Raw genomic sequence first — 24524 nt, 5'->3', positions numbered from 1 at the left:
TTTTGTGTCCTTATTGCCGGTTGCCGCCGTCCTCCCAGAACTGTTATCCGCCCTGCAGCACGCGCCGCAGGTTTTGCTTAACGCGCCGACCGGCGCCGGGAAATCGACCTGGCTGCCGCTGCAGATCCTCGCCGAGGGCAACATCGCGGGACGCATTATCCTGCTGGAGCCGAGGCGCCTGGCGGCGCGTAATGTCGCGCAGCGGCTGGCTGAACTACTCGGCGAAAAGCCGGGGGAGACCGTGGGCTACCGCATGCGCGCTGAAACCTGCGTCGGGCCGCAGACCCGCCTTGAGGTGGTTACGGAGGGGATCCTGACGCGCATGATCCAGCGCGATCCAGAGCTGGCGGGCGTGGGGCTGGTGATCCTCGATGAGTTTCACGAACGCAGCCTGCAGGCGGATCTGGCGCTGGCCTTGCTGCTCGACGTCCAGCAGGGATTGCGTGACGATCTCAAGTTGCTGATCATGTCGGCGACCCTCGACAACGATCGCCTGCAGCGTCTGCTTCCTGAGGCGCCAGTGGTGGTCTCGGAGGGGCGCGCTTATCCGGTGGAGCGCCGTTTCAACCCGCTTCCCACGCACCAGCGTTTTGATGAGGCCGTGGCGGTGGCGGCAGCGGAGCTGTTGCGTCATGAACAGGGGTCGATGCTGCTGTTTCTGCCCGGCGTCGGCGAGATCCAGCGCGTTCTCGACCAGCTGACGGAGCGCGTGGCGGAGGATGTCATCCTCTGCCCGCTGTATGGCGCGTTGCCTTTAAGCGAGCAGCGCAAAGCGATCCTCCCCGCGCCGGTTGGGAAGCGCAAAGTGGTGCTGGCCACCAACATTGCCGAGACCAGTCTGACCATCGAGGGGATCCGCCTGGTGGTCGACAGCGCCCAGGAGCGGGTCGCCCGCTTTGACCCGCGCACCGGGCTGACCCGGCTGGTGACGCAGCGCATTAGTCAGGCATCAATGACGCAGCGCGCCGGACGCGCCGGTCGTCTCTCCCCGGGGATCTGCCTGCATTTGCTCGGCAAAGAACAGGCCGAACGGGCGGCGGCGCAGAGCGAGCCGGAGATCCTGCACAGCGATCTGTCGGCGCTGCTGCTGGAGCTGCTGCAGTGGGGCTGCCACGATCCGTCTGCGCTGGCCTGGCTGGATCAGCCGCCGGCGGTCAACCTGGCCGCCGCGCGCCGCCTGCTGGAGGCGCTCTCGGCGCTGGACGGCGATCGGTTGTCGGCGTTTGGCCGCAAAATGGCGACCCTTGGCAACGAGCCACGACTGGCGGCGATGCTGGCCGCTGCGCAGACCGATGACGAGGTGGCAACGGCGGCAAAGCTGGCAGCGATCCTCGAGGAGCCTCCGCGCGGCGGGGTGGCGGATTTGGGCGCCGTCTTTTCTCGCCAGCAGGCCAACTGGCAGCAGCGGGCGCAGCAGTTGATGAAGCGTCTGGCCCGCCGCAGCGGCCAGCCCTATGCCGGACGAATGGCGGGGCTGCTGGCGTCGGCCTTCGCCGATCGCATCGCCCGCCGCCGCGGTCAGGAGGGGCGCTACCAGCTGGCGAACGGCATGGGCGCGATGCTGGACGCCGACGACGCGCTGGGCCGCCATGAGTGGCTGATCGCTCCGCTGCTGCTGCAGGGCAGCGCCTCGCCGGATGCCCGCATGCTGTTGGCGCTGCCGGTGGATATCGGCGAGCTGATCGCCGCCCGTCCCGAGCTGGCGCAGCGTTCCGACACGGTGGAATGGGATGAAGCGCAGGGGACGCTGAAAGCCTGGCGGCGGACGGTGATAGGCCAGTTGGTGATCAAGACCCAGCCGCTGGCGAAGCCCTCTGAGGCGGAGCTGCATCAGGCGATGCTCAACGGGATTCGTGAGAAAGGCCTCGGTGTGCTCAACTGGACGCCAGAGGCTGAGCAGCTGCGACTGCGGCTACAGTGTGCGGCGCAGTGGCTGCCGGAAGAGGCGTGGCCCGCGGTGGATGACGCTTCGCTGTTGGCCTCGCTGGAGGCATGGCTGCTGCCGCAGATGAACGGCGTTCACTCGCTGCGGGCGCTGAAGGCGCTGGATCTGCGTCAGGCGCTACAGGACTGGCTGCCGTGGCCGCTGCGCCAGAAGCTGGATCGCGAGCTGCCGACGCACTATACCGTGCCGACCGGCAGCCGTCTGGCGATCCGTTACCATGCGGAGAACCCACCAGCGCTGGCGGTGCGTATGCAGGAGATGTTCGGCGAGGCCACGACGCCGGTTATCGCCGAGGGACGAGTGCCGCTGGTGCTGGAGCTGCTGTCGCCCGCCCAGCGTCCGCTGCAGATCACCCGCGATCTGAGCGCCTTCTGGCAGGGGAGCTACCGCGAGGTGCAGAAAGAGATGAAGGGACGCTACCCGAAACACGTCTGGCCGGACGATCCGGCCAACACCGCCCCGACCCGGCGCAGCAAAAAATATTCGTAGCCGCTAGACCATCTGCTGCCAGAGAAAAATGCCCCCTCCGGCCAGCGCCAGCCAGGGGCCGAAGGCCAGCGGCTGCTGCAGCGACTGCCGGGACCACAGGCGCTGCAGCAGGGTCCACACCAGTCCGCTGGCCGAAGCGAGCAACAGCACCTGCGGCAGGACCTGCCAGCCGCACCAGGCGCCCAGCGCCGCCAGCAGCTTAAAATCGCCATAGCCCAGCGCCTCTTTCCCGGTCAGCAGGCGGAACAGCCAGTAGACCGACCACAGCGCCAGATAACCGGCCATCGCCCCGGCGACCGCGTCCGGCAACGCAATGTACACCTCGTTAAGATTGAACAGCAGCCCGGCCCACAGCAGGGGCAGCGTCAGACGGTCAGGCAACAGCTGGGTCCGGGCGTCAATCCGCGCCAGCATCAGCAGGAACGAGAGCAGCACCAGGCCGCCCGCCAGCGGCAGGCCCGGCGCGAGCAATGCCCCGGCGAGCATAAACAGCAGGCCGGTGGCCAGCTCGGTCAGCGGATAGCTCCACGCGATGGGCGCCTGACAGCAGCGGGCGCGGCGGCCCAGCCAGAGAAAGCTGAGCAGCGGGATATTGTCCCGCCAGGCGATCGGCTGGCGGCACTGCGGGCAGGATGATCTCGGGGTGCTGAGGCTTATCCGCTCGTCGTCCGCGGTCTGGGTCAGCATGCGCGGCAGGCGATAGATCACCACGTTGTAAAAGCTGCCCAGCGCCAGGCCGAACAGCAGCAGGAAGCCATACCAGACAAGGGGAAAGTGCAGCGATAATGCCGTTAATGTCGTCATTTTTACTCCTGGTGTAACCATTTTCCCTGAATCTGCCACGGTGTGCGGCCTGACTCGTTTTTAGCGGCGGGGCGCGTGACCAGCAGCGCCAGCAGGGGCGGCATCCCCTGCCGGGGCTGCAGCGTACCGCGAAACAGATAGCGGCCATCGGGCGACAGGGCCCCCTGGCCGCTGAGGCTCAGCTGATGAGAATCCTGGCGGAGGGTCAGCGCCACGGCGCCGTCCGCCGTACAGCGGAAGGTGCCATTAACCTGGGCCAGCTCCAGGCTGCCGACCGGGGAGTGCAGTCGGGCCTGACGCCACTGCGCGCCTCCGGCGGTGATTTGTCGGCAGCGCCCCTCGCTGAAGTGCGCTTCGGCCAGGCTGAAAGTGACCTCTCCCTCGGCGCTGACGGGCATGGTCGACATCAACCAGCGGCTGAGCAGGCTGGCGGGGGCGGTGAGCCGCCCGTCCTGCAGGCGCAGATCGCGCAGGCCCCACAGCCGGGCCTGCCCCTCCACGCCGCGGGGATCGCTGAGAGAGACCTGCCAGCCAGCCAGGGTCAGCGACCACGCCAGTCGTTCAAGCCGTTCGCCATGCCAGTAGACCGGCTGCGCTGTGCCGCGCCAGACGCTGCCGCTAAGGCTGCCCACCTGTACGCCGGGCGGCAGCATCGGGACCAGCAGGCGCGCCGGGGCGGTAGCAGCCAGCCACAGCAGATAGAGCGCCAGCAGCAGCGCCACCGCGATCCCTTTAGCTTTCATCGTCGCGCTCCAGCAGCAGATGGTTGACCGTAACCCAGCCGGGCCGCGACGGCTGCCCGGTCACGGACAAGGAGACTGCGTTGACGCCGCGCATCGCCGGGGCGTCGAGCCACGCCATCAGCGCCTGGAAGGTGCAGGGCTGGAGGGTGACCTGCAGACGTTTTCCCTGCGGCTGCAGGCGGGCGACGGCCAGCCCGTGGCTCGCCGCCTCGCGCATCACCAGGGCGGTGAGCGCCTCTTTTGCCACCGGCGTGGGCTGCTGGCTGAGCTGCTGCAGACGCGGGCTCTGCTGCGTCATCCAGCGCAGGCTGGCCTGCTCTTTCATCAGGGTTTGTCGCCACTGCGCCTCACGGGCTCGCCAGGGCTGCCACAGTCCGTACCAGAGGGCGCATACCACCAGCAGCCCCACGAGTCCGAGCAGCAGGCGCTGCTCGGACGGCGTGCGCTGCCGCCACCAGATAAGCAGATTAGCCATTGTTTTCCTCCAGCGTCAGTTGTCCCTCAATGCCATCCGGTTTCGTGGTCATGTCGCCTGGCCGGACGCGAAACCGTGTCTGCGCCCGCTGGGTGAACTGCTCCAGCGCCCGGGAAGAGACCGCGGCGATATCCAGCTGCAGACGGTTGCCCGCGGCATCCCAGCTCAGCGCCCGCAGGCGGATCCCCGGCGTGTCGCTGAGGATGTTTTGCAGCGCGCTGAGGCGATCGACGAGGGGGGCATGCTGCGCCTGACGGGCGAGGGTTTGCAGGTGTTGCTGCATCTGCAGTCGCGGATTAATCACCTTTTTCTCCGTCGGAAACCAGCGATGATAGAAAGCCCGGCTGGCCTGCTGCGCCGCCTCGGCCTGGCGCGCCAGATCGAGATGGCCCAGCACGCTGTTTGTCCCCACCAGTAACGCCAGAGCCAGCGCGGCATACTGCGCCGAACGCCAGGTCGCCTGTGCAGGCCGCCGCCGACGGACGGCGAATTCCCCCTGCAGCAGACTGAGCTTCTGCGCTGCCGGATGGCGTGCGGCAAGGGTCAGCAATGTCTGCGCAGGTTGCGCCCGCCAGACGCCCGGCGCTGCGGGCGGCGGTGAATAGCTGTCGATGACTTGCTCTTCCGCCTCGCTCTGCAGCAGCTCCGTCAGCCAGACGTTTTCCGCCGCCATGCCGCCCCACGGCTGGTGGCGGATCAGCCACTGCTCGTCTACCTGCACCGCGCTCCACGCGGGCGGATGCCAGGGCAGGGCCAGCACCTCGGGCGTCAACGCCAGGGGCCGAAGGGAGAGCGACTCGCAGCGGGCCAGCCAGTCGCGCATTTTTTGCCGCTGTACGGCGACGATCTCGCACTGCGCCTGCTGGCGGTGGAGCAGGGCAAAATGGGTGGCTTCGACATCGTCGGCCAGCTGCTCTTCCAGCAGGAATGGGGCGACCTGCAGCGGCGGTTTACGCAAGCCCGCCGGCAGGGTGAGCGAGTGAAACGCGCAGTCGCTGGCCGGGATCAGCACCCAGGCGGGGTAGTGCGCCGCCAGCGCCGGGAAAGGGCTGGCGTCGTCAGCCGGCCACCGGCCGCTGGCCTCGTGGTGCGGCTCGCCGGGGGCGAAGAGTTGCCAGTGCAGCGGAGCCTGCCCGGGGGCGAAGCGCACGATCAGCATGGCCTGGGGAGAAGCGTTAAACTTATTCATCGACCACCATAGAGAGTCCATATCGCCGCTGGACGACGGTAAACGTGCGCCCCTCCTGTTGCAGGACGCTGTGCAGCTGAAAGCGAAGATTGCCGGTCACCACGGTAAAGGCGGCGATAAAGCGCGTGCTGTGCACCGTCAGCCAGGGGCGGGCAAGCGTGGTATCGGTTTTCTGCAGCGTCGGCTGCGCGAGAAACGCAGCGACGCTGCTCCAGCCGGTTCGCGGGCGGTTGTGCAGCAGCTGTTGCGCCTCCTGCAGCGTCAGCTCGCCGGGAAAGAGGGCCACCAGCAGAGCGGCCTGGGAGGGCCGCAGGGTGTTGACATTGACCTGCAGCGCGTCATCCGGCTGGACGCAGACGAAGGGGAGCAGGCGCTGATAGAGCGCGGCGTCCATACCCGCCAGCAGGCGCAGCTCGCTGACATCCTGCATCGGCTGGTTGGCGGCGAGATAGCCCGGGGTTTGCGCCATATAGACCTCATCCTCTGCTCCGTTCAGCCGCGGCTGGCCGTCGCTGTCCGTCCAGTCGCCAAGGGCGGCGGCGATCTGGCTGGCGCGCAGCGGCGATTCGCCGAGCAGCGCCAGCAGCCGGACGAAGACGTCGGTCGGGTAGGGCGTTCCGCCGCTGGTTTCATCCGCGCGATGGTTGATGGCATTGAGGTTAAAGCAGGCGTGCCCGTCGCGGATCGTGGCGAGGATTTCGCCATCGTCGAGGGTAAAGCGGCGCCCCTCCTGCGCCCAGCTTTGCGCCAGGTTCGTTTGACTGGGTGAGTCCAGCGCGTCGCGTTGCAGGAGCGCGGCGGCCATGTTTTCCGCCGCCAGGGCGTACCATCTGGCCTGCAGATTATCGAGGGTCACGGCGGTATGCTGATACATGACCGCGGTGCGTTCGGTCATGGCGCTGGCGAGGATCATCATCAGGGCGAGGATGAACAGCACCATCAGGAGCGCGACGCCGCGTTGCCGATTTTTCACTGGCTGCCTCCCGGGGTGAGTAAAAACAGGCGGGTTATCTCCCCGCTTTTCGCCAGCGTCAGGGTGATCTCCAGCCCCTGCGGCAGCGTCTGCGAGCGATCCCAGGTCTCCTGCCAGCGTCCGTCAGCGTAGAACCGCAGGCGAAACGCCGTCACCTCGCGCAATACCACCCGAACCGTCGGCTGGCTGCCGGTCAGCGGATCCTGCTGATCGAAGCTCAGTCGCTCAAGCTGCTGCTGGCGCAGACGGTAGCTGACGTTCTGGATCTCCGAGCGCGGGAGGATCCCCAGCGGGTTCGGCCAGCCGCTGCGGCTGAAGGCCAGCCCCCAGTCGTCGCTCTGCAACTGGAAACGTCCGGCGAAGAAAAGCGTGTCGCTGTTTCTGGCGCGACGGGGAATGATGTGCGTGACATCGTCGGCGATCTGGCGAAAGGCGCGCTGGAGGGCGGCGATCTGCTGGCTCTTCTCGCGGGTCAGGCCATCGGCGCGGATGACGTTCTGCAGTACCATCACGGCGGCGGCGCTAAGGACGGCGAGGATAGCCAGCGCCAGCAACGTTTCAATCAGGGTGAAACCGCGCATCCTGGTTATCATGGCGGCGTCACCCAGGTGCGCAGGGTTGCCAGCGGCGCGGGATCGCTTTTTTGCCGCCGGACCTCCACGTCCAGCGCCCGCAGCTGCGGCAGCGCGGTTTCTACCCCCTGCCAGCGGACAAACCAGCGCGTTCCGGCGGCTTCCACAGTGGTTTCGGACCAGCTGAGGGCGGGCCAGCGTTTCTCCAGCCGCAGCTGTACCAGCTGATTATCCGCCAGCCAGCTGGCGAGGATTTTCTCTTCCATACGCCCAAGCTGGCGCGTCTGCTGCAGGGTGGACTGCATCACCGCCAGGCCAGCGAGCGCGAAAATCACCAGCGCGACCATCACTTCGATAAGCGTCATCCCGGCCTGGCGTTTCATGGCTGCTCCCGCGCCGCCAGCGGCTGGCTGTCACCCTGGGCGTCGATGTTGATGCCCGTCGCGGTGTCAATTCGCAACTGAAACGGCGTGACTTCGCCGCCGGGAAAAATAAGTACGTCGGGCTGCTCGCCCGGTGTCCACGCCTGGCCGTCGGGAAAGCGCAGCGTCAGCCTGGCCCGGGGGAGGGTTTCCGCCGTGGTGACGCGTCCGGCCTGCAGTGGCAGCCACTGCGCGTTGCCCCAGCGGTCATCAGCCGCCGCCGGAGCGTCTTCGTCGGCAGGCTGCAGGCGCATAAACTGCCAGCGGTCGGGGTGGATGACGATGCCGAAGAGCTGACCGGTTTGCTGCCCGCGCTCGCGGACAAAATCCAGCTGCGCCTGAAAGCGCGCCAGGATCTGCGTGGCCTCCTGGGTGCGGGCGGAGGGAAACGCCAGCAGCACCATGCTGGCGCTGACGCCTATCAGCAGCAGGACCAGCATCATCTCAAGGAGCGTGAAACCGCGCTGAGACACTATTTCTTCCCGAGGGTCCAGTTGCCGATGTCGTCATTGGTATCGGGCATCCCGTCCGGACCGACGCTGAAGACGTCGATGGCGCCATGCTGACCCGGGCTTAACAGCTGATACTCATTTCCCCACGGATCCTGCGGCAGACGGCGGATATAGCCGCCTTCCGGGTAGTTGCGGGCGTGCGGCTCGGCGGCCGGGGCGGTCACCAGCGCCTGCAGTCCCTGCTCGGTGTTGGGGTAGCGGCTGTTGTCCAGTTTATACATATCCAGCGCCCCCTCGAGCGCCACCAGATCGCTGACGACTTTCTGGCGGTCCGCTTTCTCCTTGTTGCCCATCAGGTTAGGCACCACCAGGCTGGCGAGAATGCCGAGAATGACGATCACCACCATAATTTCCAGTAACGTGAAACCGCGTTGCCGTTGCATAGTTTTCTCCATTAATACAGTTACATACTCATAAGGGTGTTCAGTTGCAGGATCGGCTGCAGGATAGCCAGCACGATAAACAGCACCATGCCGGCCATGGTGACCACCAGCAGGGGTTCAAACAGACTGAGGGCCATCTGGATCTGCGCGCTCAGCTCCCGGTCCTGGTTCTCCGCCGCGCGCTCCAGCATCGCGGTCAACTCGCCGCTCTGCTCGCCGCTGGCGATCATGTAGCGCATCATCGGCGGGAACAGGGCGGTGGATTCCAGCGCGCGATGCAGACTGACGCCTTCGCGTACCGATTCGCTGGCCGTCTCCAGCTGGCTGCGCGCCCAGGCGTTGCTGAGGACGCCGGCGCTGATGCGCATCGACAGCAGTAGCGGCACCGCGCTGGCATTGAGAATGCTTAAGGTGCGGGCGTAGCGCGCGCTGTTCACGCTGCGCGCCACGCGTCCGATGACCGGCAGGCGCAGCAGCATCCGGTCCCAGGCGAGCCGCCGGGCGGGCTGGCGCAGCAGATAACGCAGCGTCAGCAGCGCCAGTAGCGACAGCAGCACCAGCCAGGGCCCCGCGCTGCGCACGATATCGCTCAGGCTCATCAGCAGCCGGGTGGAGAACGGCAGGGCCTGTTTCAGATGAACAAACTGCTCAACGACTTTCGGGACCACAGTGGAGAGCAGAATGGCGATCACGCTGATGGCGACCAGCGTTAGCACGATGGGATAGATCATTGCCTGCAGCAGGCGGGCGCGAAGCTGCTGGCGCTGCTCGGTATAGTCCGCCAGCCGGTTAAGCACGCCGTCGAGATGGCCGGAGGTTTCGCCAGCCGCCACCATAGCGCAGAACAGCCCGTCGAAGCAGGCGGGATAGCCGCGCATCGCCTCCGCCAGCGAATGGCCTTCGAGTACTTTGCTGCGCACCCCGGCCATTAACGTTCTCAGCGGCGCCTTTTCGCACTGCTGGGCGACGGCGTCGAGCGCCTTTTCCAGCGGGATCCCGGCGGCGACCAGGGTGGCCAGCTGGCGGGTGAGCAGGGCTAAATCACCGGCGCTGGTACGCCGGGTGAGGGATCCGCTGCGCCACAGCCGGCGCGCCGGGTCGGCGGCGGTCACTTCCAGCGCCAGCCAGCCGTTGTCCCGCAGCAACTGGCGGGCGTGGCGGGCGGAGTCGGCCTGCTGAACGCCGCGGCGGGTTTTGCCCTGCGGGTCCAGCGCCTGATAGCGAAACAGGGCCATCTCAGAGGCTTTCCGTCGTTTGCTGTTCGGTGACCCGCATCACCTCCTCCCAGCTGGTGATCCCCGCCAGCGCTTTGTCGCGTCCGGCATGACGCAGGGTCTGCCAGGCTGGCCCCAGCTGCTGGATCAGGGTGATCTCATTCTCGCCGCGGTGGATAGCGGCACGGACGCGGTCGTCAATCAGCAGCAGTTCATGAATACCGGTGCGTCCGCGATAGCCGATGAAATTACACTCCGCGCAGCCTCTTGGCTGCCATAGCGGCGTGCCGACCGGAACCTCCATCTGCCGGGCGGTGTCGGCATCCGCCTGCCTGGGTTGACGGCAGTGCGGGCACAGTTGGCGCACCAGCCGCTGCGACATCACCGCCAGCAGCGACGTGGAGAGTAAAAAAGGTTCCACGCCCATATCCTGCAGACGGGAAATGGCGCCCAGCGCGCTGTTGGTGTGCAGGGTCGACAGCACCAGGTGCCCGGTCAGCGAGGCCTGAACGGCGATCTGGGCGGTTTCGCCATCGCGGATTTCTCCCACCAGTACCACATCCGGATCCTGGCGCAGTATGGCGCGCAGGCCGCGGGCGAAAGTCATATCGACTTTGGCGTTGACCTGAGTCTGGCCGATGCCCTCCAGCTCATACTCCACCGGATCTTCAATGGTCATGATATTGCGTTCGTGGGCGTCGAGACGGCTGAGGGCGGCATACAGGGTAGTGCTTTTCCCCGACCCGGTCGGCCCGGTGACCAGAATAATGCCGTGTGGCCGGGCGATCAGCGCGTCGACCCGATCGAGCAGGGCCGGGGGCATGCCCAGCGTCAGCAGATCCAGGTTGACGCTGTTTTTGTCCAGCAGGCGCAAGACGACGCGTTCGCCGTGGCTGGAGGGCAGGGTGGAGACGCGGACGTCGATCGCCCGTCCGCCGATGCGCAGCGCCATCCGACCATCCTGAGGGATCCGTTTTTCAGCGATATCCAGGCTGGCCATCACCTTGATACGCGAAATTAACAGCGCGGCCAGCCGCCGCTGCGGGCGCAGGATTTCGCGCAGCACGCCGTCGACGCGAAAGCGGATCTGCAGATGGCGCTCATAGGTTTCGATATGGATATCCGAGGCTTTCTCTTTGATGGCCTCGGTGAGCATGGCGTTGATCAGGCGGATGATCGGCGCGTCGTCCTCGCTGTCGAGCAGATCGTCGGTGTCCGGCAGCTCTTCGGCGAGGGTATAGAGGTCGAGCTCATTGCCGATATCGGCCATCATGCGGTGCGCTTCCGCCGAGTCGCGCTGATAGCTGAGCACCAGCACTTTCTCGAACGCGTCCGGCGCCAGACGGCTGACGCTCATCGGGCCGTCTGCCAGGCGACGCGCTTCCAGCAGCGCCCGGGCGGCGGTATCAGCGCGGCACAGCGCTTCGCAGCGTTCGCCGTCGCTGAGCAGCACAAGATGGTGCGCGCGGGCCCAGGCAAAGGGCAACAGCGGACGGCGTTCGGCGGCTGGCGTCATGGTCGGCCTCCGAGGTTAAAGGCGTCAATGGCGGCGCTGACCTGGCGGAAGGCCTGGGTCTCCTGCTTTGGATAGATGTGCAGCAGGTCGTTGCTGAGCGTCGCTTCGCTGCTGTCTTTGCCCCGCTGTTTGGTTTGCGCATTGTCGAATGCGGTGTACTGGCCGGAAGAGGCCTGACGGTACTCATCGCGATCGCGAATGATGGTTGGGCGGATAAACAACATCAGGTTGCGTTTCGACACTTTCTTGCTCTCGGAGCGGAACAGGGCGCCGATCACCGGGATGTCGCCGAGCAGCGGCACTTTGTCGGCGGTATCGGTGACGCTTTTATCCAGCAGCCCACCAACCACCACCGTTTCACCGCTGCCGACCAGCACGGCGTTATTCACCGTCCGGGTATTGAAGGTCGCGCCAAGATCGCTACTGGTGCTGGAGGCCGAGTCGGCGACGCTCGATACCTCCTGCTCAATCTCCAGCAGCACGGCATCGCCTTCGTTAATCTGCGGTTTCACCTTCAGCTTAATGCCGACGGTTTTGCGCTCGACGGTATTAAAGATGTTGTCGCCGGAGGTGGTTTGCGAGCCGGTTAATACCGGAACTTCCTGGCCGACGTTAAAGGTGGCTTGCATGTTGTCGAGGGTGACGATGCTGGGGGTGGCCAGAATATCGTTCTTGGTACTGCTGGAGAGGGCGGTGAGCAGCATCGCCCAGTTCCCCTGATAGAAGCCGGCAGCGATACCGTTAAACGAGCCCAGAGCGCTGGCCAGCGAGCTGCTGACGGTACCGTCTTTGTTGTACTGGTTGGCGCCGGCGATCACCGTGGAGATCGGCAGCCCGCTGTTGGTAAACTGGGTCATGCCAGCGTTTTTATTGGCCCACTGGATACCGAGGTTGAGGCCGTCGGCATCCTGTACTTCGGCAATAATCGCCTCCACCAGCACCTGCGGGCGGCGGATATCGAGCTGGGCGATCACCCGCTCAAGATCGTTCATCACGTCCGGCGCCGCGGTGACGATCAGGGCGTTGGTCTGGCCGTGGGCTTTGATAATGATATTTTTGTCGATCGCGGCCACCGGCTTGGCGCTTTGCTTATCGTTCTGCAGCGAGCTGCTGATCCCGGTCAGGACCTCCACCAGATCGGCGGCTTTGGCGTACTTCAGGTAGATGACTTTTGTGTTGCCCTGCACCGCCTGCTGGCGGTCGAGCTGTTTGATCATGGCGATAATGCGCTGGCGCGAGTTTGGCTCGCCGCTGACCAGTACCGCGTTGGTGCGCTCATCGGCCACCACGTTCGCCACCATCGAGCCCGGCAGCGCCGACTTGCTGCTGTCTTTATTGAGCTCGGTAACCAGCTTGACCACCTCCGCGGCGGAGGCCCAGGAGAGGGGAACGGTCACCACGCTGCGATCCCCGGCGTTGTCGACGCGCTCGACAATGGTCAGCAGGCGTTTGATGACCGCTGCGCGGCCGGTCATCAGCAGCACGTTGGAGGGCTCATAATGGACCACGCTGCCGGCGCCGGCGTTATCGTTCAGCTGACGAAGCAGCGGGGCGAGATCGCGGGCGGCGACGTTGGTCAGGGGCACCACCCGGGTGACCACTTCATCGCCTTCGCCCGGTGCAGCCTCGCTGGCGACCGGGACGGCCGAGGTTTTCGCATCTTTAGCCCGCACCACCTTCAGTACGCCGTTATTCATATTGATCACGGCGAAGCCATACACATCCAGCACGCTAAGGAAGAATTGATAATATTGCTCTTCATTGAGCATATCGTAACTGCGTACGGTAATGGTGCCGCGTACGCTGGGATCGATAATCACCGTTTTATTCAGGTTTTTGCTGACGGTATTGATAAATTCCTGGATATCGGTGCCTTTAAAGCTGGCGGAAAATTCTTCTGCGATGGCCGGGCGAAATAGCAGCGGCGTTAATATCAGCAGCGCAGTCAGCATTTTCCGCAGTCGTTTTATGGTTGGCAATTATTCATCCCCCAGCGCGAAAGCGATATCGTGTCGTTGACCTTCTCGCTCAACGGTCAGCGTTATTTCGGTCTGTTCATTCAGGTGTTGCAGCGCCTGCTGTGCTTGCGCCTGATCGCGTAAATCAATGCCATTTAGGGCAATGGCTAAATCATTTTCCTGCAGGCCGGACTGACGAAATAGCGTGGCGTCTTTGCCTGGGTTAAGGCGATAGCCCTGCAGTTTGTCGCCACTGAGCACCGGCGAAATAGATAAATAAGTGAGGATATTTTGCGGCTGTTCGCGGAGTCGCTTCACAAGAGGCGGAGTGGCCGCTGTAGCGGGCGATGACGACGGCGCGCGGGTATCGTTAAATAACAAAATGGCCTCTTTGCGTCCCTGATAGTTAACGATGATCCGGTCGGGAAGAATGGTGACGATCCGCGCATCGTACCCCGGGACAGTATCGCCGACGCTAAGGCTAACCTGCTGATTTCCTTTTTCTATAATGGCGATGGATCGCGCCGGGTTACTGCTGGCGAGCAGACCCGTAAGGCGTAGTTTCAGGCTGGAAACCGGCACCTGATTGAGGTGGGTTGCATCCGTTGGCGCAGGGCTGTTTTTTGCCGCCAGCCCAAACAGGGTAAATACGGGCCGTTCGGTTTTTAATTCCGGCTCCGCCATTGGAGAAGCGGTTAATGGCAGGGCGGAAATATCCTCAGGACTGACAGGGAATACCACGCGCCAGGTTAATTTCGCCAACTGGGGGATAGCGGTTATTAATATGATGAGCGTCACAATTTGTGGTAATAATTTAATTATCCTTTTATTTATATTTGTTAACCCCATCACAGAAACTGGCATTTTAATTCCTTTGCTAATTTATTTTTCTGCACGTTGGCGTAATACCCTACCGAAACAGGTAGGTGATTATTGGCTTTTGAATTATTTATTGCCGGAGAGTGGCGATAAGCGTGGCGAATCATAATCAGTTTGCGGTTTCGGGTCGTCATTCCCTTTATTGATTTACTCCCCCGGCTTCCTACGCCCCCCTCTCATTTGTGGGGGATGATTGCGCCCCGGAAAGCAAAAATATCTAATTAGCGCGCTGTAAAGATATTCATCCTTTCTTACCTTTTATAATTTAATAAGCATATTAGGGACTATCGAATGCTCAGATATACCTGTCATGCCCTATTTCTTGGATCGTTAGTATTATTGAGTGGCTGTGATAACAGCTCTTCCTCTTCACCCTCTGGCTCACCGGGTTCACCAGGCAATCCTGGCAACCCAGGTACTCCCGGCACGCCCGACCCGCAGGATGTGGTCGTCCGCTTACCGGACGTTGCCGTCCCTGGCGAAGCGGTGCAGGCTTCCGCCAACCAGGCTGTCATTCACCTTGTCGATATCGCCGGCATCACCAGCAGTACGCCGGCCGACTATGCGACTAAAAACCTCTATCTGTGGAATAACGAAACCTGTGATGCGCTGAGCGCGCCGGTGGCGGACTGGAATGATGTCAGCACCACGCCGACCGGCAGCGACAAATATGGCCCTTACTGGGTGATCCCGCTGACTAAAGAGAGCGGATGTATCAACGTTATCGTGCGCGATGGCACCAATAAGCTGATCGACAGCGACCTGCGCGTCTCTTTTGGCGATTTCACCGATCGGACGGTATCGGTCATCGCCGGCAACAGCGCGGTCTATGACTCCCGCGCCGACGCCTTCCGCGCCGCCTTTGGCGTGGCGCTGGCCGATGCGCACTGGGTCGATAAGACCACCCTGCTGTGGCCGGGCGGGGAAAATAAACCCATTGTGCGCCTCTATTACAGCCACAGCACTAAGGTGGCCGCCGACAGTAACGGCGAATTTACCGATAAGTATGTCAAGCTGACCCCCACCACTGTCAGCCAGCAGGTGAGCATGCGCTTCCCGCATCTCGCCAGCTATCCTGCCTTTAAGCTGCCGGATGATGTCAACGTCGATGAATTGCTGCAGGGCGAGGCGGTGGCGATATCTGCGGAAAGCGATGGGATCCTGAGCTCCGCCACCCAGGTGCAGACCGCTGGCGTGCTGGACGATACCTATGCCGCCGCCGCCGAGGCGCTGAGCTATGGCGCCCAGCTAACCGATAGCGGCGTGACCTTCCGCGTCTGGGCACCTACGGCGCAGCAGGTTGAACTGGTGGTCTACAGCGCCGACAAGAAGGTGGTGGCCAGCCATCCGATGACCCGCGACAGCGCCTCCGGCGCCTGGTCCTGGCAGGGCGGGAGCGACCTGAAGGGCGCGTTCTACCGCTACGCGATGACGGTCTACCACCCGCAGTCGCGTAAAGTCGAGCAGTACGAAGTAACCGATCCCTACGCCCACAGTTTGTCGACCAACTCAGAGTACAGCCAGGTGGTCGATCTGAACGACAGTGCGCTGAAGCCGGAAGGCTGGGACGGGCTGACGATGCCACACGCGCAGAAAACCAAAGCCGACCTGGCGAAAATGACGATCCACGAATCGCATATTCGCGACCTGTCCGCCTGGGATCAAACCGTTCCCGCTGAACTGCGCGGTAAATATCTGGCGCTCACCGCCCAGGACAGCAATATGGTCCAGCATCTGAAACAGCTGTCGGCCTCGGGTGTGACCCATATTGAGCTGCTGCCGGTCTTCGATCTGGCCACGGTCAATGAGTTCAGCGACAAAGTCGCCGATATTCAGCAGCCGTTCAGTCGCCTGTGCGAAATCAACAGCGCGGTGAAGAGCAGCGAGTTCGCGGGCTATTGCGACAGCGGTTCGACGGTCGAAGAGGTGTTGACTCAGCTGAAGCAAAACGACAGCAAGGATAACCCGCAGGTGCAGGCGTTGAACACGCTGGTGGCGCAGACCGACTCCTATAACTGGGGCTACGATCCGTTCCACTACACGGTGCCGGAAGGATCCTATGCCACCGATCCGGAAGGCACGGCGCGTATTAAAGAGTTCCGCACCATGATTCAGGCGATCAAGCAGGATCTGGGGATGAACGTCATCATGGACGTGGTGTATAACCACACCAACGCCGCTGGCCCGACTGACCGCACCTCGGTGCTGGATAAGATCGTCCCCTGGTACTATCAGCGCCTGAATGAAACCACCGGCAGCGTGGAATCGGCCACCTGTTGCTCCGACTCGGCGCCAGAGCACCGGATGTTCGCCAAGCTTATCGCCGATTCACTGGCGGTATGGACCACCGATTATAAGATCGATGGCTTCCGCTTCGACCTGATGGGCTACCACCCGAAAGCACAGATCCTCTCGGCCTGGGAGCGTATTAAGGCGCTGAACCCGGACATTTACTTCTTTGGTGAAGGCTGGGATTCCAACCAGAGCGATCGCTTTGAAATTGCCTCGCAAATCAATCTGAAAGGCACCGGGATCGGCACGTTCTCCGATCGTCTGCGTGACGCCGTGCGCGGCGGCGGGCCGTTCGATTCCGGCGATGCATTGCGCCAGAATCAGGGGGTGGGCAGCGGCGCCGGCGTTCTGCCGAATGAGCTGACCAGCATGACCGACGATCAGGCGCGCCACCTCGCCGATCTGACCCGTCTGGGCATGGCCGGTAACCTTGCGGACTTCGTGCTGATCGACAAAGACGGCGCGGTGAAGAAAGGCAGCGAGATTGACTATAACGGCGCGCCTGGCGGCTATGCGGCTGACCCGACGGAAGTCGTGAACTATGTGTCAAAACACGACAACCAAACGCTGTGGGACATGATCAGCTACAAAGCTACTCAGGAGGCGGATCTCGATACCCGCGTCCGGATGCAGGCGGTGTCGCTGGCGACCGTGATGCTGGGCCAGGGGATCGCCTTTGACCAGCAGGGCTCGGAGCTGTTGCGCTCTAAATCTTTTACTCGTGATTCGTATGATTCCGGTGACTGGTTTAACCGCGTGGATTACTCCCTGCAGGACAACAACTACAACGTGGGTATGCCGCGCAGCAGCGATGATGGCAGCAACTATGACATCATCGCCCGGGTGAAAGATGCGGTGGCTACTCCGGGTGAAACGGAGCTCAAGCAGATGACCGCGTTTTATCAGGAGCTGACCGCGCTGCGTAAATCGTCTCCGCTGTTTACCCTCGGTGACGGCGCGACGGTGATGAAGCGCGTGGACTTCCGCAACACCGGCGCCGATCAGCAGACGGGTCTGCTGGTGATGACCATCGATGACGGGATGCAGGCTGGCGCCAGTCTGGACAGCCGTGTCGACGGCATCGTGGTGGCGATCAACGCCGCACCGGAAAGCCGGACGCTACAGGACTTCGCCGGCACATCGCTGCAGCTGAGCGCCATCCAGCAGGCGGCAGGCGACCATTCGCTGGCGAGCGGCGTGCAGGTTGCCGCTGACGGCTCGGTCACGCTGCCAGCCTGGTCGGTAGCGGTCCTCGAGCTGCCGCAGGGCGAATCGCAGGGCGCTGGCCTGCCGGTGAGCAGTAAATAAGGTGACGTGGGGTGCCCGTTAGGGCGCCTCTGGCTGATGACAAACCTGTTTCGTTATTGTGCTCGCCTTTCTGCCGGGTAGCGGCTTTCGCCTTACCCGGCCTACGAAAGATTGCAATATCAAACAGTTATGCAGTTATCTGTAGGCCCGCGCAAGCGTAGCGCCGCCGGGCAATCCCTGAAGATTGCACTTTGTCAGCAGTCTGGGGCGCCCGTAAGGGCGCCTTCTCTGCACCGTGAGGGAACAGGAGACGGTTGTGATTGTTCGTGATGATAGTGAAAGAGGCATCCCGCCGCTGGTGGCGCATCAGCCGCCGTCCGCGCAGGCAGACGCGCCGGTGAGCCGCGGCCGGATGGTGCAGGTCCCCGGCTGGATTATCCCGCTGTACGCCGGATTATTTATCGCGCTCGGCTGGTTTGGCGGCGAGCAGTGGCGCCATCCGTCACCGCCGCAAACGCTGCCTTTGCCGGTGGCCCATGCGGCGCTTCTGCCGTTAACCGCCGCCGGGGAGACCGCGCCAAAAAACCCGTCGCCGGCGGTAAAACCCAGCGCACCTGCGGCGCCGGTAGTGGACAGCGATACGCTGCCGCCCCTGCGCTACAGCGCCCATGTCTACGCCTCGCTACCGGAAAAGCGCAGCATTGTGTTAAACGGCAAAGCGTGGTCGGAGGGCGATTCCCCGCTACCCAATCTGGTGGTGGAGCAGATCCAGCAGGATGTGACGATTTTTAGCTTCAACGGCACTACATTTACCCTGGCGGCGCTGGATGACTGGCCTGGCGGGAAAATTGACGAGGAGCCGAAAGGGGAATAAGGGGCACGCGCAATAATATGCGCGTTGAGAATATTTTGCTTAGTCGCTGCGCAAACTGGCAATAAAGGGAGCGAGCTGGCGATTAAATTGACTACACTGTGTGGCTTCCGGAGTGCTGTCCTGCAAAAGTTGTTGATAAAGCCGGTCGCTATTTTGGCTTAACGTCGCTACGTCAATATTTCCCCATCCGCGCGCTTTGCCGACATTCACCGCTGCCTGATATATCGTTTCATCGGCGGGCAGGTCGCTACGATTACATTTATTCTTGAGATAGCGCGTCCCGGCCGCTACCGACGAGAGCTGCTCCAGCTGCGCCTGGCTGCTGATGGCCGGGCTGAGCGTAGAGGCGGGTTTCTGTTGGCAGCCAGAGAGCATGGCGACCACGCAAAGCGAAAATATAAACGGAATGCGCATAGTAGAGTAATCAAAATAATGAATCACTGGCCGCTAGTTTAACAAATATTCCCTTGGTGTCATCATAAAATATTATTCGGCATAAATGTTAACAGGCTCGCATTTTTATCAGCAGAAAATCAGTTAAACCCCTTTACTTCTCTCAATAATAAATGCTTTCGTCCGGGAAATATATTTTCAGCCGGAGATGATGCCAGTGCGTTTGGCATCATGGCGAACGTCATTTTTTATGTTATTAAAAAACATACTCTTTCCCATCTTGTTACGTGCGCAGGAGGTAAAATGCTGGTTAAGAATGTCGCATTTTAGTGCTATTCTGTATGCCCTGAACATTACGTGCTATGTTCTGACCATTTCTGCTGGTGATGCGTTTAACATAATGATTTTATGGTGAATTTTTATTGTTAATATCATGTAAAACGAAGCAAACCAACCTCATGAAAGGCTGGCGGCATGTCCTGCCTGCCAGCAGGTTGTCGTCCGAAGGATAAGCAGCCTGGACGTTAATTTGAGAGATTTCTTCTTCCTCTGTGCAGGGGAAGTATTGAGAATCAGGCCTTTGCGCCTGAACGTTGCGGAGAAAAAGCATGGCGGGAGATGACCGCGAGCCTATCGGACGTAAGGGGAGACCCTCGCGTCCGACAAAACAAAAAGTCACCCGTCGCCGGGTCCGGGAAGAGGACTACGACGACGAGTATGATGACGATGATTATGAGGATGAGAAACCGGTGCCAAGAAAAGGAAAAGGCAACGGCAGCAAACCTCGTCGTAAGCGCCGCTGGCTGTGGCTGCTGGTCAAGCTGGGGATTGTCTTTGCGGTGCTGATTGCCGCCTATGGCGTCTACCTCGATCAGAAAATCCGCAGCCGCATTGACGGTAAAGTTTGGGAGCTGCCGGCCGCGGTCTATGGCCGGATGGTGAACCTTGAGCCGGACATGCAGATCAGCAAAAACGAGATGGTGCGTCTGCTGAATGCCACCCAGTATCGTCAGGTCAGCGCGATGACGCGCCCGGGCGAATACACCGTGCAGGCCAACAGCATCGAGATGATCCGTCGTCCGTTCGATTTCCCGGACAGTAAAGAAGGGCAGGTGCGCGCGCGTCTGACCTTCGATGGCGATCATCTGGATACCATCGAGAATATGGATAATAACCGCCAGTTCGGTTTCTTCCGCCTCGATCCGCGGCTTATCACCATGCTGCAGTCGCCGAACGGTGAGCAGCGCCTGTTCGTGAAGCGCAGTGGCTTCCCGGATCTGCTGGTGGATACGCTGCTGGCGACCGAAGACCGCCACTTCTACGAGCACGATGGTATCAGCCTGTATTCCATCGGCCGCGCCGTGCTGGCGAACCTGACGGCAGGTCGTACGGTGCAAGGGGCGAGTACCCTGACCCAGCAGCTGGTGAAAAACCTGTTCCTCTCCAGCGAGCGCTCCTACTGGCGTAAAGCCAACGAAGCGTATATGGCGCTGATCGTCGACGCCCGCTACAGCAAGGATCGCATTCTTGAGCTGTATATGAACGAGGTGTATCTCGGCCAGAGCGGCGATAACGAAATTCGCGGCTTCCCGCTGGCGAGCCTGTACTACTTCGGCCGTCCGGTGGAAGAGCTGAGCCTCGATCAGCAGGCGCTGCTGGTGGGGATGGTGAAAGGGGCGTCGGTATATAACCCGTGGCGCAACCCGAAACTGGCCCTTGAGCGACGCAATCTGGTACTGCGTCTGCTGCAGCAGCAGCAGGTCATCGACCAGGAGCTGTACGACATGCTGAGCGCGCGTCCGCTGGGCGTACAGCCGCGCGGTGGGGTGATTTCACCGCAGCCGGCGTTTATGCAGATGGTTCGTCAGGAGCTGCAGGCGAAGCTGGGCGACAAAATGAAAGATCTCTCCGGCGTGAAGATCTTCACTACCTTCGACTCGGTAGCCCAGGATGCGGCGGAAAAAGCGGCCTCGGAAGGGATCCCGGTACTGAAGAAACAGCGCAAGCTGGCAGACCTGGAAACCGCCATGGTGGTGGTTGACCGCTTCACCGGCGAAGTGCGGGCAATGGTCGGCGGCGCGGAGCCGCAGTTCGCGGGGTACAACCGCGCGATGCAGGCCCGCCGGTCAATTGGTTCTCTGGCCAAGCCGGCGACCTATCTGACCGCGCTGAGCCAGCCGAATCAGTATCGCCTGAACACCTGGATCGCCGATGCGCCGGTGACCATTCGCCTGTCCAACGGCCAGACGTGGTCCCCGCAGAACGACGATCGTCGCTTCAGCGGTCAGGTGATGCTGGTGGATGCCCTGACCCGCTCGATGAACGTCCCGACGGTTAACCTTGGGATGGCGCTGGGCTTGCCGGCGGTGGTCGATACCTGGACGAAGCTGGGCGCGCCGAAAGATCAGCTCAACGCCGTACCGGCGATGCTGCTTGGCGCGCTGAACCTGACGCCGATTGAAGTGGCGCAGGCCTTCCAGACCATCGCCAGCGGCGGTAACCGCGCGACGCTGTCGGCGCTGCGTTCGGTGATTGCGGAAGATGGCACGGTGCTGTATCAGAGCTACCCGCAGGCGGAACGCGCTGTGCCTGCCCAGGCGGCCTACATGACGCTGTGGACCATGCAGCAGGTGGTGCAGCGCGGGACGGGGCGTCAGCTGGGCGCGAAGTATCCGGGCCTGCATCTGGCGGGGAAAACCGGGACCACCAACAATAACGTCGATACCTGGTTCGCCGGCATCGACGGTAGTCAGGTGACCATTACCTGGGTGGGCCGCGACAACAACCAGCCGACCAAACTGTACGGCGCCAGCGGCGCGATGTCGATTTACCAGCGCTATCTGGCGAACCAGACGCCAACGCCGCTGGCGTTGACGGCGCCGGAAGACGTGGTCGACATGGGCGTGGACAGCAACGGCAACCTCGTCTGCAGCGGTGGCGTGCGTTCGCTGCCGGTCTGGACAACGCAGCCGGATGCGCTGTGCCGCCAGGGCGAGCTGATGCAGCAGCAGCAGTTGCAGCAGCAGGAAGCGAACAACCCGTTTAATCAGTCCGGGCAACAGCAGCCGCAGCAGCAACAACAACAGCAGCAACAACAACAGCAGCAACAGCCGCCGAAGCAGCAGGAAAAGAGCGACGGCGTCGCGGGCTGGATCAAGGATATGTTCGGCAGTAACTGATTTCGGCCGCATGACCTGACCCCTTAGTACGAAAGTATTAAGGGGTTTTTTTATACCTGTAAAAAAGTTAACGCCTCTTTAACTCCATAATAACTATCTGGTTATTAATTCGGCCTTCGGTTTCTCCAGGCGGGCATATCGCTTGCCTTGCCTTCGGCGTTTCGCCTATTATATCGCCAGTCATAATAATAATTATCGTTTACGTTATCATTCACTTTCATCAGAGATATACCCATGGCGCGTCCAAAAACTGCTCAGCCAAATCACTCGCTGCGTAAAATCGCAGTTGTAGTAGCCACGGCGGTTAGCGGCATGTCTGTCTATGCACAGGCTGCGGAACAACCGAAACAAGAAGAGACTATCACCGTCGTTGCGGCACCGGCCGCCCAGGAAAGCGCCTGGGGACCGGCGCCGACCATCGCGGCAAAACGCTCTGCCACGGCGACGAAAACCGATACCCCGATTGAAAAAACGCCGCAGTCTGTCTCGGTGGTCACGCGCCAGGAGATGGAGATGCGTCAGCCGACCACGGTAAAAGAGGCGCTCTCCTATACGCCGAGCGTCTTCTCCACCCGCGGTAGCTCGACCACCTATGATGTGGTCACCATCCGCGGTTTCACTACCTCGACGACCGTCAATACCAACCAGTATCTGGACGGCATGAAGCTGCAGGGGAATAACTACTCTGAAGTCTCCATGGACCCGTATTTCCTCGAGCGCGTGGAAGTGATGCGCGGGCCAACCTCGGTGCTGTATGGCAACAGCAACCCGGGCGGTATCGTCAGCATGGTCAGCAAACGCCCGACCACTGAGCCGCTGAAGGAAGTGCAGTTCAAGATGGGCACCGACAACCTGTGGCAGACCGGGTTTGACTTCAGCGACGCCATTGATGATGCCGGCGTCTGGTCCTATCGCCTGACCGGCCTGGGCCGCAGCCAGGATACCCAGCAGCAGATGGCGAAGTCTACCCGCTATGCGGTGGCGCCGTCCTTTAGCTGGCGCCCGGACGATAAAACCGACTTCACCTTCCTGAGCAACTTCCAGAATGACCCGGATGCGGGCTATTACGGCTGGCTGCCGCGCGAAGGCACCGTGGTGCCGTATTACGACGCCAACGGGAAGGCGCACAAGCTGCCGACCGATTTCAACGAAGGCGAGGCGGATAATAAGATCTCGCGCCGCCAGAAGATGGTGGGTTATAGCTTCTCCCATCAGTTTGATGACACCTTTACCGTGCGGCAGAACCTGCGCTATGCCGAAGTCGATACCTTGTATCGCTCGGTGTACGGGAATGGCTATGTTGCCCCGGGCTACATGAATCGCGCCTATGTGCGTTCTGATGAGCACCTGAACACCTTTACCGTCGATACCCAGCTGCAGTCTGCTTTCGCCACCGGCGCGGTCAGCCATACGCTGCTGACCGGCGTGGATTACTCGCGGATGCGCAACGATGTGGATGCCGACTACGGGACGGCGGATCCTATCAGCATGAGCAACCCGCAATACGGCAACCCGAATATTCAGGTCACTTTCCCGTACGCGGTCCTCAACCGAATGGAGCAGACGGGCCTGTACGCGCAGGATCAGATGGAGTGGGATAAGTGGGTCATGACCCTGGGCGGCCGTTACGATTACGCCACCACCTCAACGTTAACTCGCTCCAGCAACAGCCTGGCGGAGAATCACGACCAGCAGTTCACCTGGCGCGGCGGTATCAATTACCTGTTTGATAACGGCATCTCTCCGTACTTCAGCTACAGCGAATCCTTCGAGCCGGTATCGGGTTCCGGGCTTAACGGCCAGCCGTTCGATCCGTCGCGTGGCAAGCAGTATGAAGCTGGCGTGAAATATGTGCCGAAAGACATGCCGGTGGTGGTCACCGCGGCGGTCTATCAGCTGACCAAAGATAAGAACCTGACGGCGGATCCGGCTAACCAGGCGTTCAGCATCCAGACCGGCGAGATCCGCTCCCGCGGCCTTGAGCTGGAGGCGAAAGCGGCGGTGAACGCCAATATCAACGTCACCGCGGCCTACAGCTACACCGATGCGGAATACACTCACGATACGGTGTTCAACGGCAAGCGTCCGGCGGAAGTGCCGCGTAACATGGCGTCGCTGTGGGCGGATTACACCTTCCACGAAACCGCGCTCAGCGGTCTGACGGTCGGCGCCGGGGCACGCTATATCGGTTCAACGGTCAGTTACTACAAAAACGACACCAGCACCGGTAACAAAAATGATGCCTTCAATGTGGCCGGTTATGCGCTGATGGATGCGACGGTGAAATACGATCTGGCGCGCTTTGGCCTGCCGGGCTCTTCGGTCGGCGTCAACGTCAACAACCTGTTTGACCGCGAATATGTCTCCAGCTGCTATAGCGAATACGCCTGCTACTGGGGTGCGGGACGTCAGGTTGTCGCGACCGCAACCTTCCGCTTCTAACTACTCACGGGCGCGGTTCGCC

Annotated in this window: 20 protein-coding genes; 5 read left to right on the top strand and 15 right to left on the bottom strand. The window is 61.8% G+C overall.

The window, feature by feature from the left end:
* The first annotated feature begins 4 nt into the window (after positions 1-4).
* Positions 5-2434: an ATP-dependent helicase HrpB gene (gene hrpB / locus CWM57_RS21015; RefSeq protein WP_100676335.1), complete on the top strand. Its 2430-nt coding sequence runs from the start codon at positions 5-7 to the stop codon at positions 2432-2434.
* A gap of 3 nt (positions 2435-2437) precedes the next feature.
* Here the strand turns inward: hrpB and CWM57_RS21010 are convergent, their stop codons facing one another.
* The 14 genes from CWM57_RS21010 to CWM57_RS27875 are packed head-to-tail and all read right to left on the bottom strand — an operon-like array spanning position 2438 to position 14181.
* Complete coding sequence (locus CWM57_RS21010) at positions 2438-3238, bottom strand: prepilin peptidase (RefSeq protein ID WP_074386847.1); 801 nt, start codon at positions 3236-3238, stop codon at positions 2438-2440.
* A 2-nt stretch (positions 3239-3240) separates the two neighbouring features.
* Positions 3241-3981, bottom strand: a complete 741-nt coding sequence (locus tag CWM57_RS21005; protein ID WP_074386846.1) for a type II secretion system protein N — start codon at positions 3979-3981, stop codon at positions 3241-3243.
* Positions 3971-4456 (bottom strand): type II secretion system protein M, encoded by a 486-nt coding sequence (locus tag CWM57_RS21000; RefSeq protein WP_074386845.1) that lies wholly within the window; start codon positions 4454-4456, stop codon positions 3971-3973. The genes CWM57_RS21005 and CWM57_RS21000 overlap by 11 nt, the downstream gene beginning before the upstream one ends.
* Complete coding sequence (gene gspL / locus CWM57_RS20995) at positions 4449-5645, bottom strand: type II secretion system protein GspL (RefSeq protein WP_100676334.1); 1197 nt, start codon at positions 5643-5645, stop codon at positions 4449-4451. Before gspL ends, CWM57_RS21000 begins: the two co-directional genes overlap by 8 nt.
* Positions 5638-6618 carry a type II secretion system minor pseudopilin GspK gene (gspK, locus tag CWM57_RS20990; protein WP_100676333.1) on the bottom strand — a complete coding sequence of 327 codons (981 nt, stop codon included), beginning with the start codon at positions 6616-6618 and terminating at the stop codon, positions 5638-5640. Before gspK ends, gspL begins: the two co-directional genes overlap by 8 nt.
* Positions 6615-7211 (bottom strand): type II secretion system minor pseudopilin GspJ, encoded by a 597-nt coding sequence (gene gspJ, locus CWM57_RS20985; protein ID WP_074386843.1) that lies wholly within the window; start codon positions 7209-7211, stop codon positions 6615-6617. Before gspJ ends, gspK begins: the two co-directional genes overlap by 4 nt.
* Positions 7208-7573, bottom strand: a complete 366-nt coding sequence (gene gspI / locus CWM57_RS20980) for a type II secretion system minor pseudopilin GspI (protein ID WP_004894160.1) — start codon at positions 7571-7573, stop codon at positions 7208-7210. The genes gspJ and gspI overlap by 4 nt, the downstream gene beginning before the upstream one ends.
* The gene (gene gspH, locus CWM57_RS20975; RefSeq protein ID WP_100676332.1) at positions 7570-8085 is read right to left on the bottom strand and encodes a type II secretion system minor pseudopilin GspH; all 516 of its coding nucleotides are present in this window, start codon (positions 8083-8085) and stop codon (positions 7570-7572) included. The genes gspI and gspH overlap by 4 nt, the downstream gene beginning before the upstream one ends.
* Positions 8085-8507, bottom strand: coding sequence for a type II secretion system major pseudopilin GspG (gspG, locus tag CWM57_RS20970; protein WP_002889054.1), 423 nt, complete (start codon positions 8505-8507; stop codon positions 8085-8087). The genes gspH and gspG overlap by 1 nt, the downstream gene beginning before the upstream one ends.
* 20 nt (positions 8508-8527) lie before the next feature.
* The gene (gene gspF / locus CWM57_RS20965; RefSeq protein ID WP_100676331.1) at positions 8528-9742 is read right to left on the bottom strand and encodes a type II secretion system inner membrane protein GspF; all 1215 of its coding nucleotides are present in this window, start codon (positions 9740-9742) and stop codon (positions 8528-8530) included.
* A 1-nt stretch (position 9743) separates the two neighbouring features.
* A complete protein-coding gene (gene gspE / locus CWM57_RS20960) occupies positions 9744-11237 on the bottom strand; it encodes a type II secretion system ATPase GspE (RefSeq protein WP_074386840.1) in 1494 nt (497 codons plus the stop codon).
* Positions 11234-13207 (bottom strand): GspD family T2SS secretin variant PulD, encoded by a 1974-nt coding sequence (pulD, locus tag CWM57_RS20955; protein ID WP_165784237.1) that lies wholly within the window; start codon positions 13205-13207, stop codon positions 11234-11236. The genes gspE and pulD overlap by 4 nt, the downstream gene beginning before the upstream one ends.
* Before the next feature lie 9 nt (positions 13208-13216).
* On the bottom strand, positions 13217-14059 hold the full coding sequence (gene gspC, locus CWM57_RS20950; RefSeq protein ID WP_100676330.1) for a type II secretion system protein GspC: 843 nt from the start codon (positions 14057-14059) through the stop codon (positions 13217-13219).
* Positions 14044-14181 (bottom strand): hypothetical protein, encoded by a 138-nt coding sequence (locus tag CWM57_RS27875; protein WP_004219434.1) that lies wholly within the window; start codon positions 14179-14181, stop codon positions 14044-14046. The genes gspC and CWM57_RS27875 overlap by 16 nt, the downstream gene beginning before the upstream one ends.
* A 184-nt stretch (positions 14182-14365) precedes the next feature.
* On the opposite strand from CWM57_RS27875, the gene pulA reads away from it, so the two are divergent.
* Both pulA and gspB read left to right on the top strand, forming a co-directional pair.
* Positions 14366-17674, top strand: coding sequence for a pullulanase-type alpha-1,6-glucosidase (gene pulA, locus CWM57_RS20945; RefSeq protein WP_100676329.1), 3309 nt, complete (start codon positions 14366-14368; stop codon positions 17672-17674).
* A 256-nt stretch (positions 17675-17930) separates the two neighbouring features.
* A complete protein-coding gene (gene gspB, locus CWM57_RS20940) occupies positions 17931-18488 on the top strand; it encodes a type II secretion system assembly factor GspB (RefSeq protein WP_074386836.1) in 558 nt (185 codons plus the stop codon).
* Between the two features lie 39 nt (positions 18489-18527).
* Here gspB and gspS read toward each other — a convergent pair whose 3' ends face one another.
* Positions 18528-18902 (bottom strand): type II secretion system pilot lipoprotein GspS, encoded by a 375-nt coding sequence (gene gspS / locus CWM57_RS20935; RefSeq protein ID WP_064180730.1) that lies wholly within the window; start codon positions 18900-18902, stop codon positions 18528-18530.
* Between the two features lie 587 nt (positions 18903-19489).
* Here gspS and mrcB point away from each other — a divergent pair.
* Both mrcB and fhuA read left to right on the top strand, forming a co-directional pair.
* Positions 19490-22060 (top strand): bifunctional glycosyl transferase/transpeptidase, encoded by a 2571-nt coding sequence (gene mrcB, locus CWM57_RS20925; RefSeq protein ID WP_100676326.1) that lies wholly within the window; start codon positions 19490-19492, stop codon positions 22058-22060.
* A gap of 234 nt (positions 22061-22294) precedes the next feature.
* A complete protein-coding gene (gene fhuA / locus CWM57_RS20920; RefSeq protein WP_061155714.1) occupies positions 22295-24502 on the top strand; it encodes a ferrichrome porin FhuA in 2208 nt (735 codons plus the stop codon).
* Positions 24503-24524 lie beyond the last annotated feature (22 nt).

It is taken from the genome of Klebsiella sp. G-Nf4 (assembly GCF_002810615.1).
Taxonomy (GTDB): Bacteria; Pseudomonadota; Gammaproteobacteria; order Enterobacterales; family Enterobacteriaceae; genus Klebsiella; species Klebsiella variicola.
Note: the sequence above shows the minus strand (reverse complement) of the source record. Positions and strands in the feature narration are given on the sequence as shown.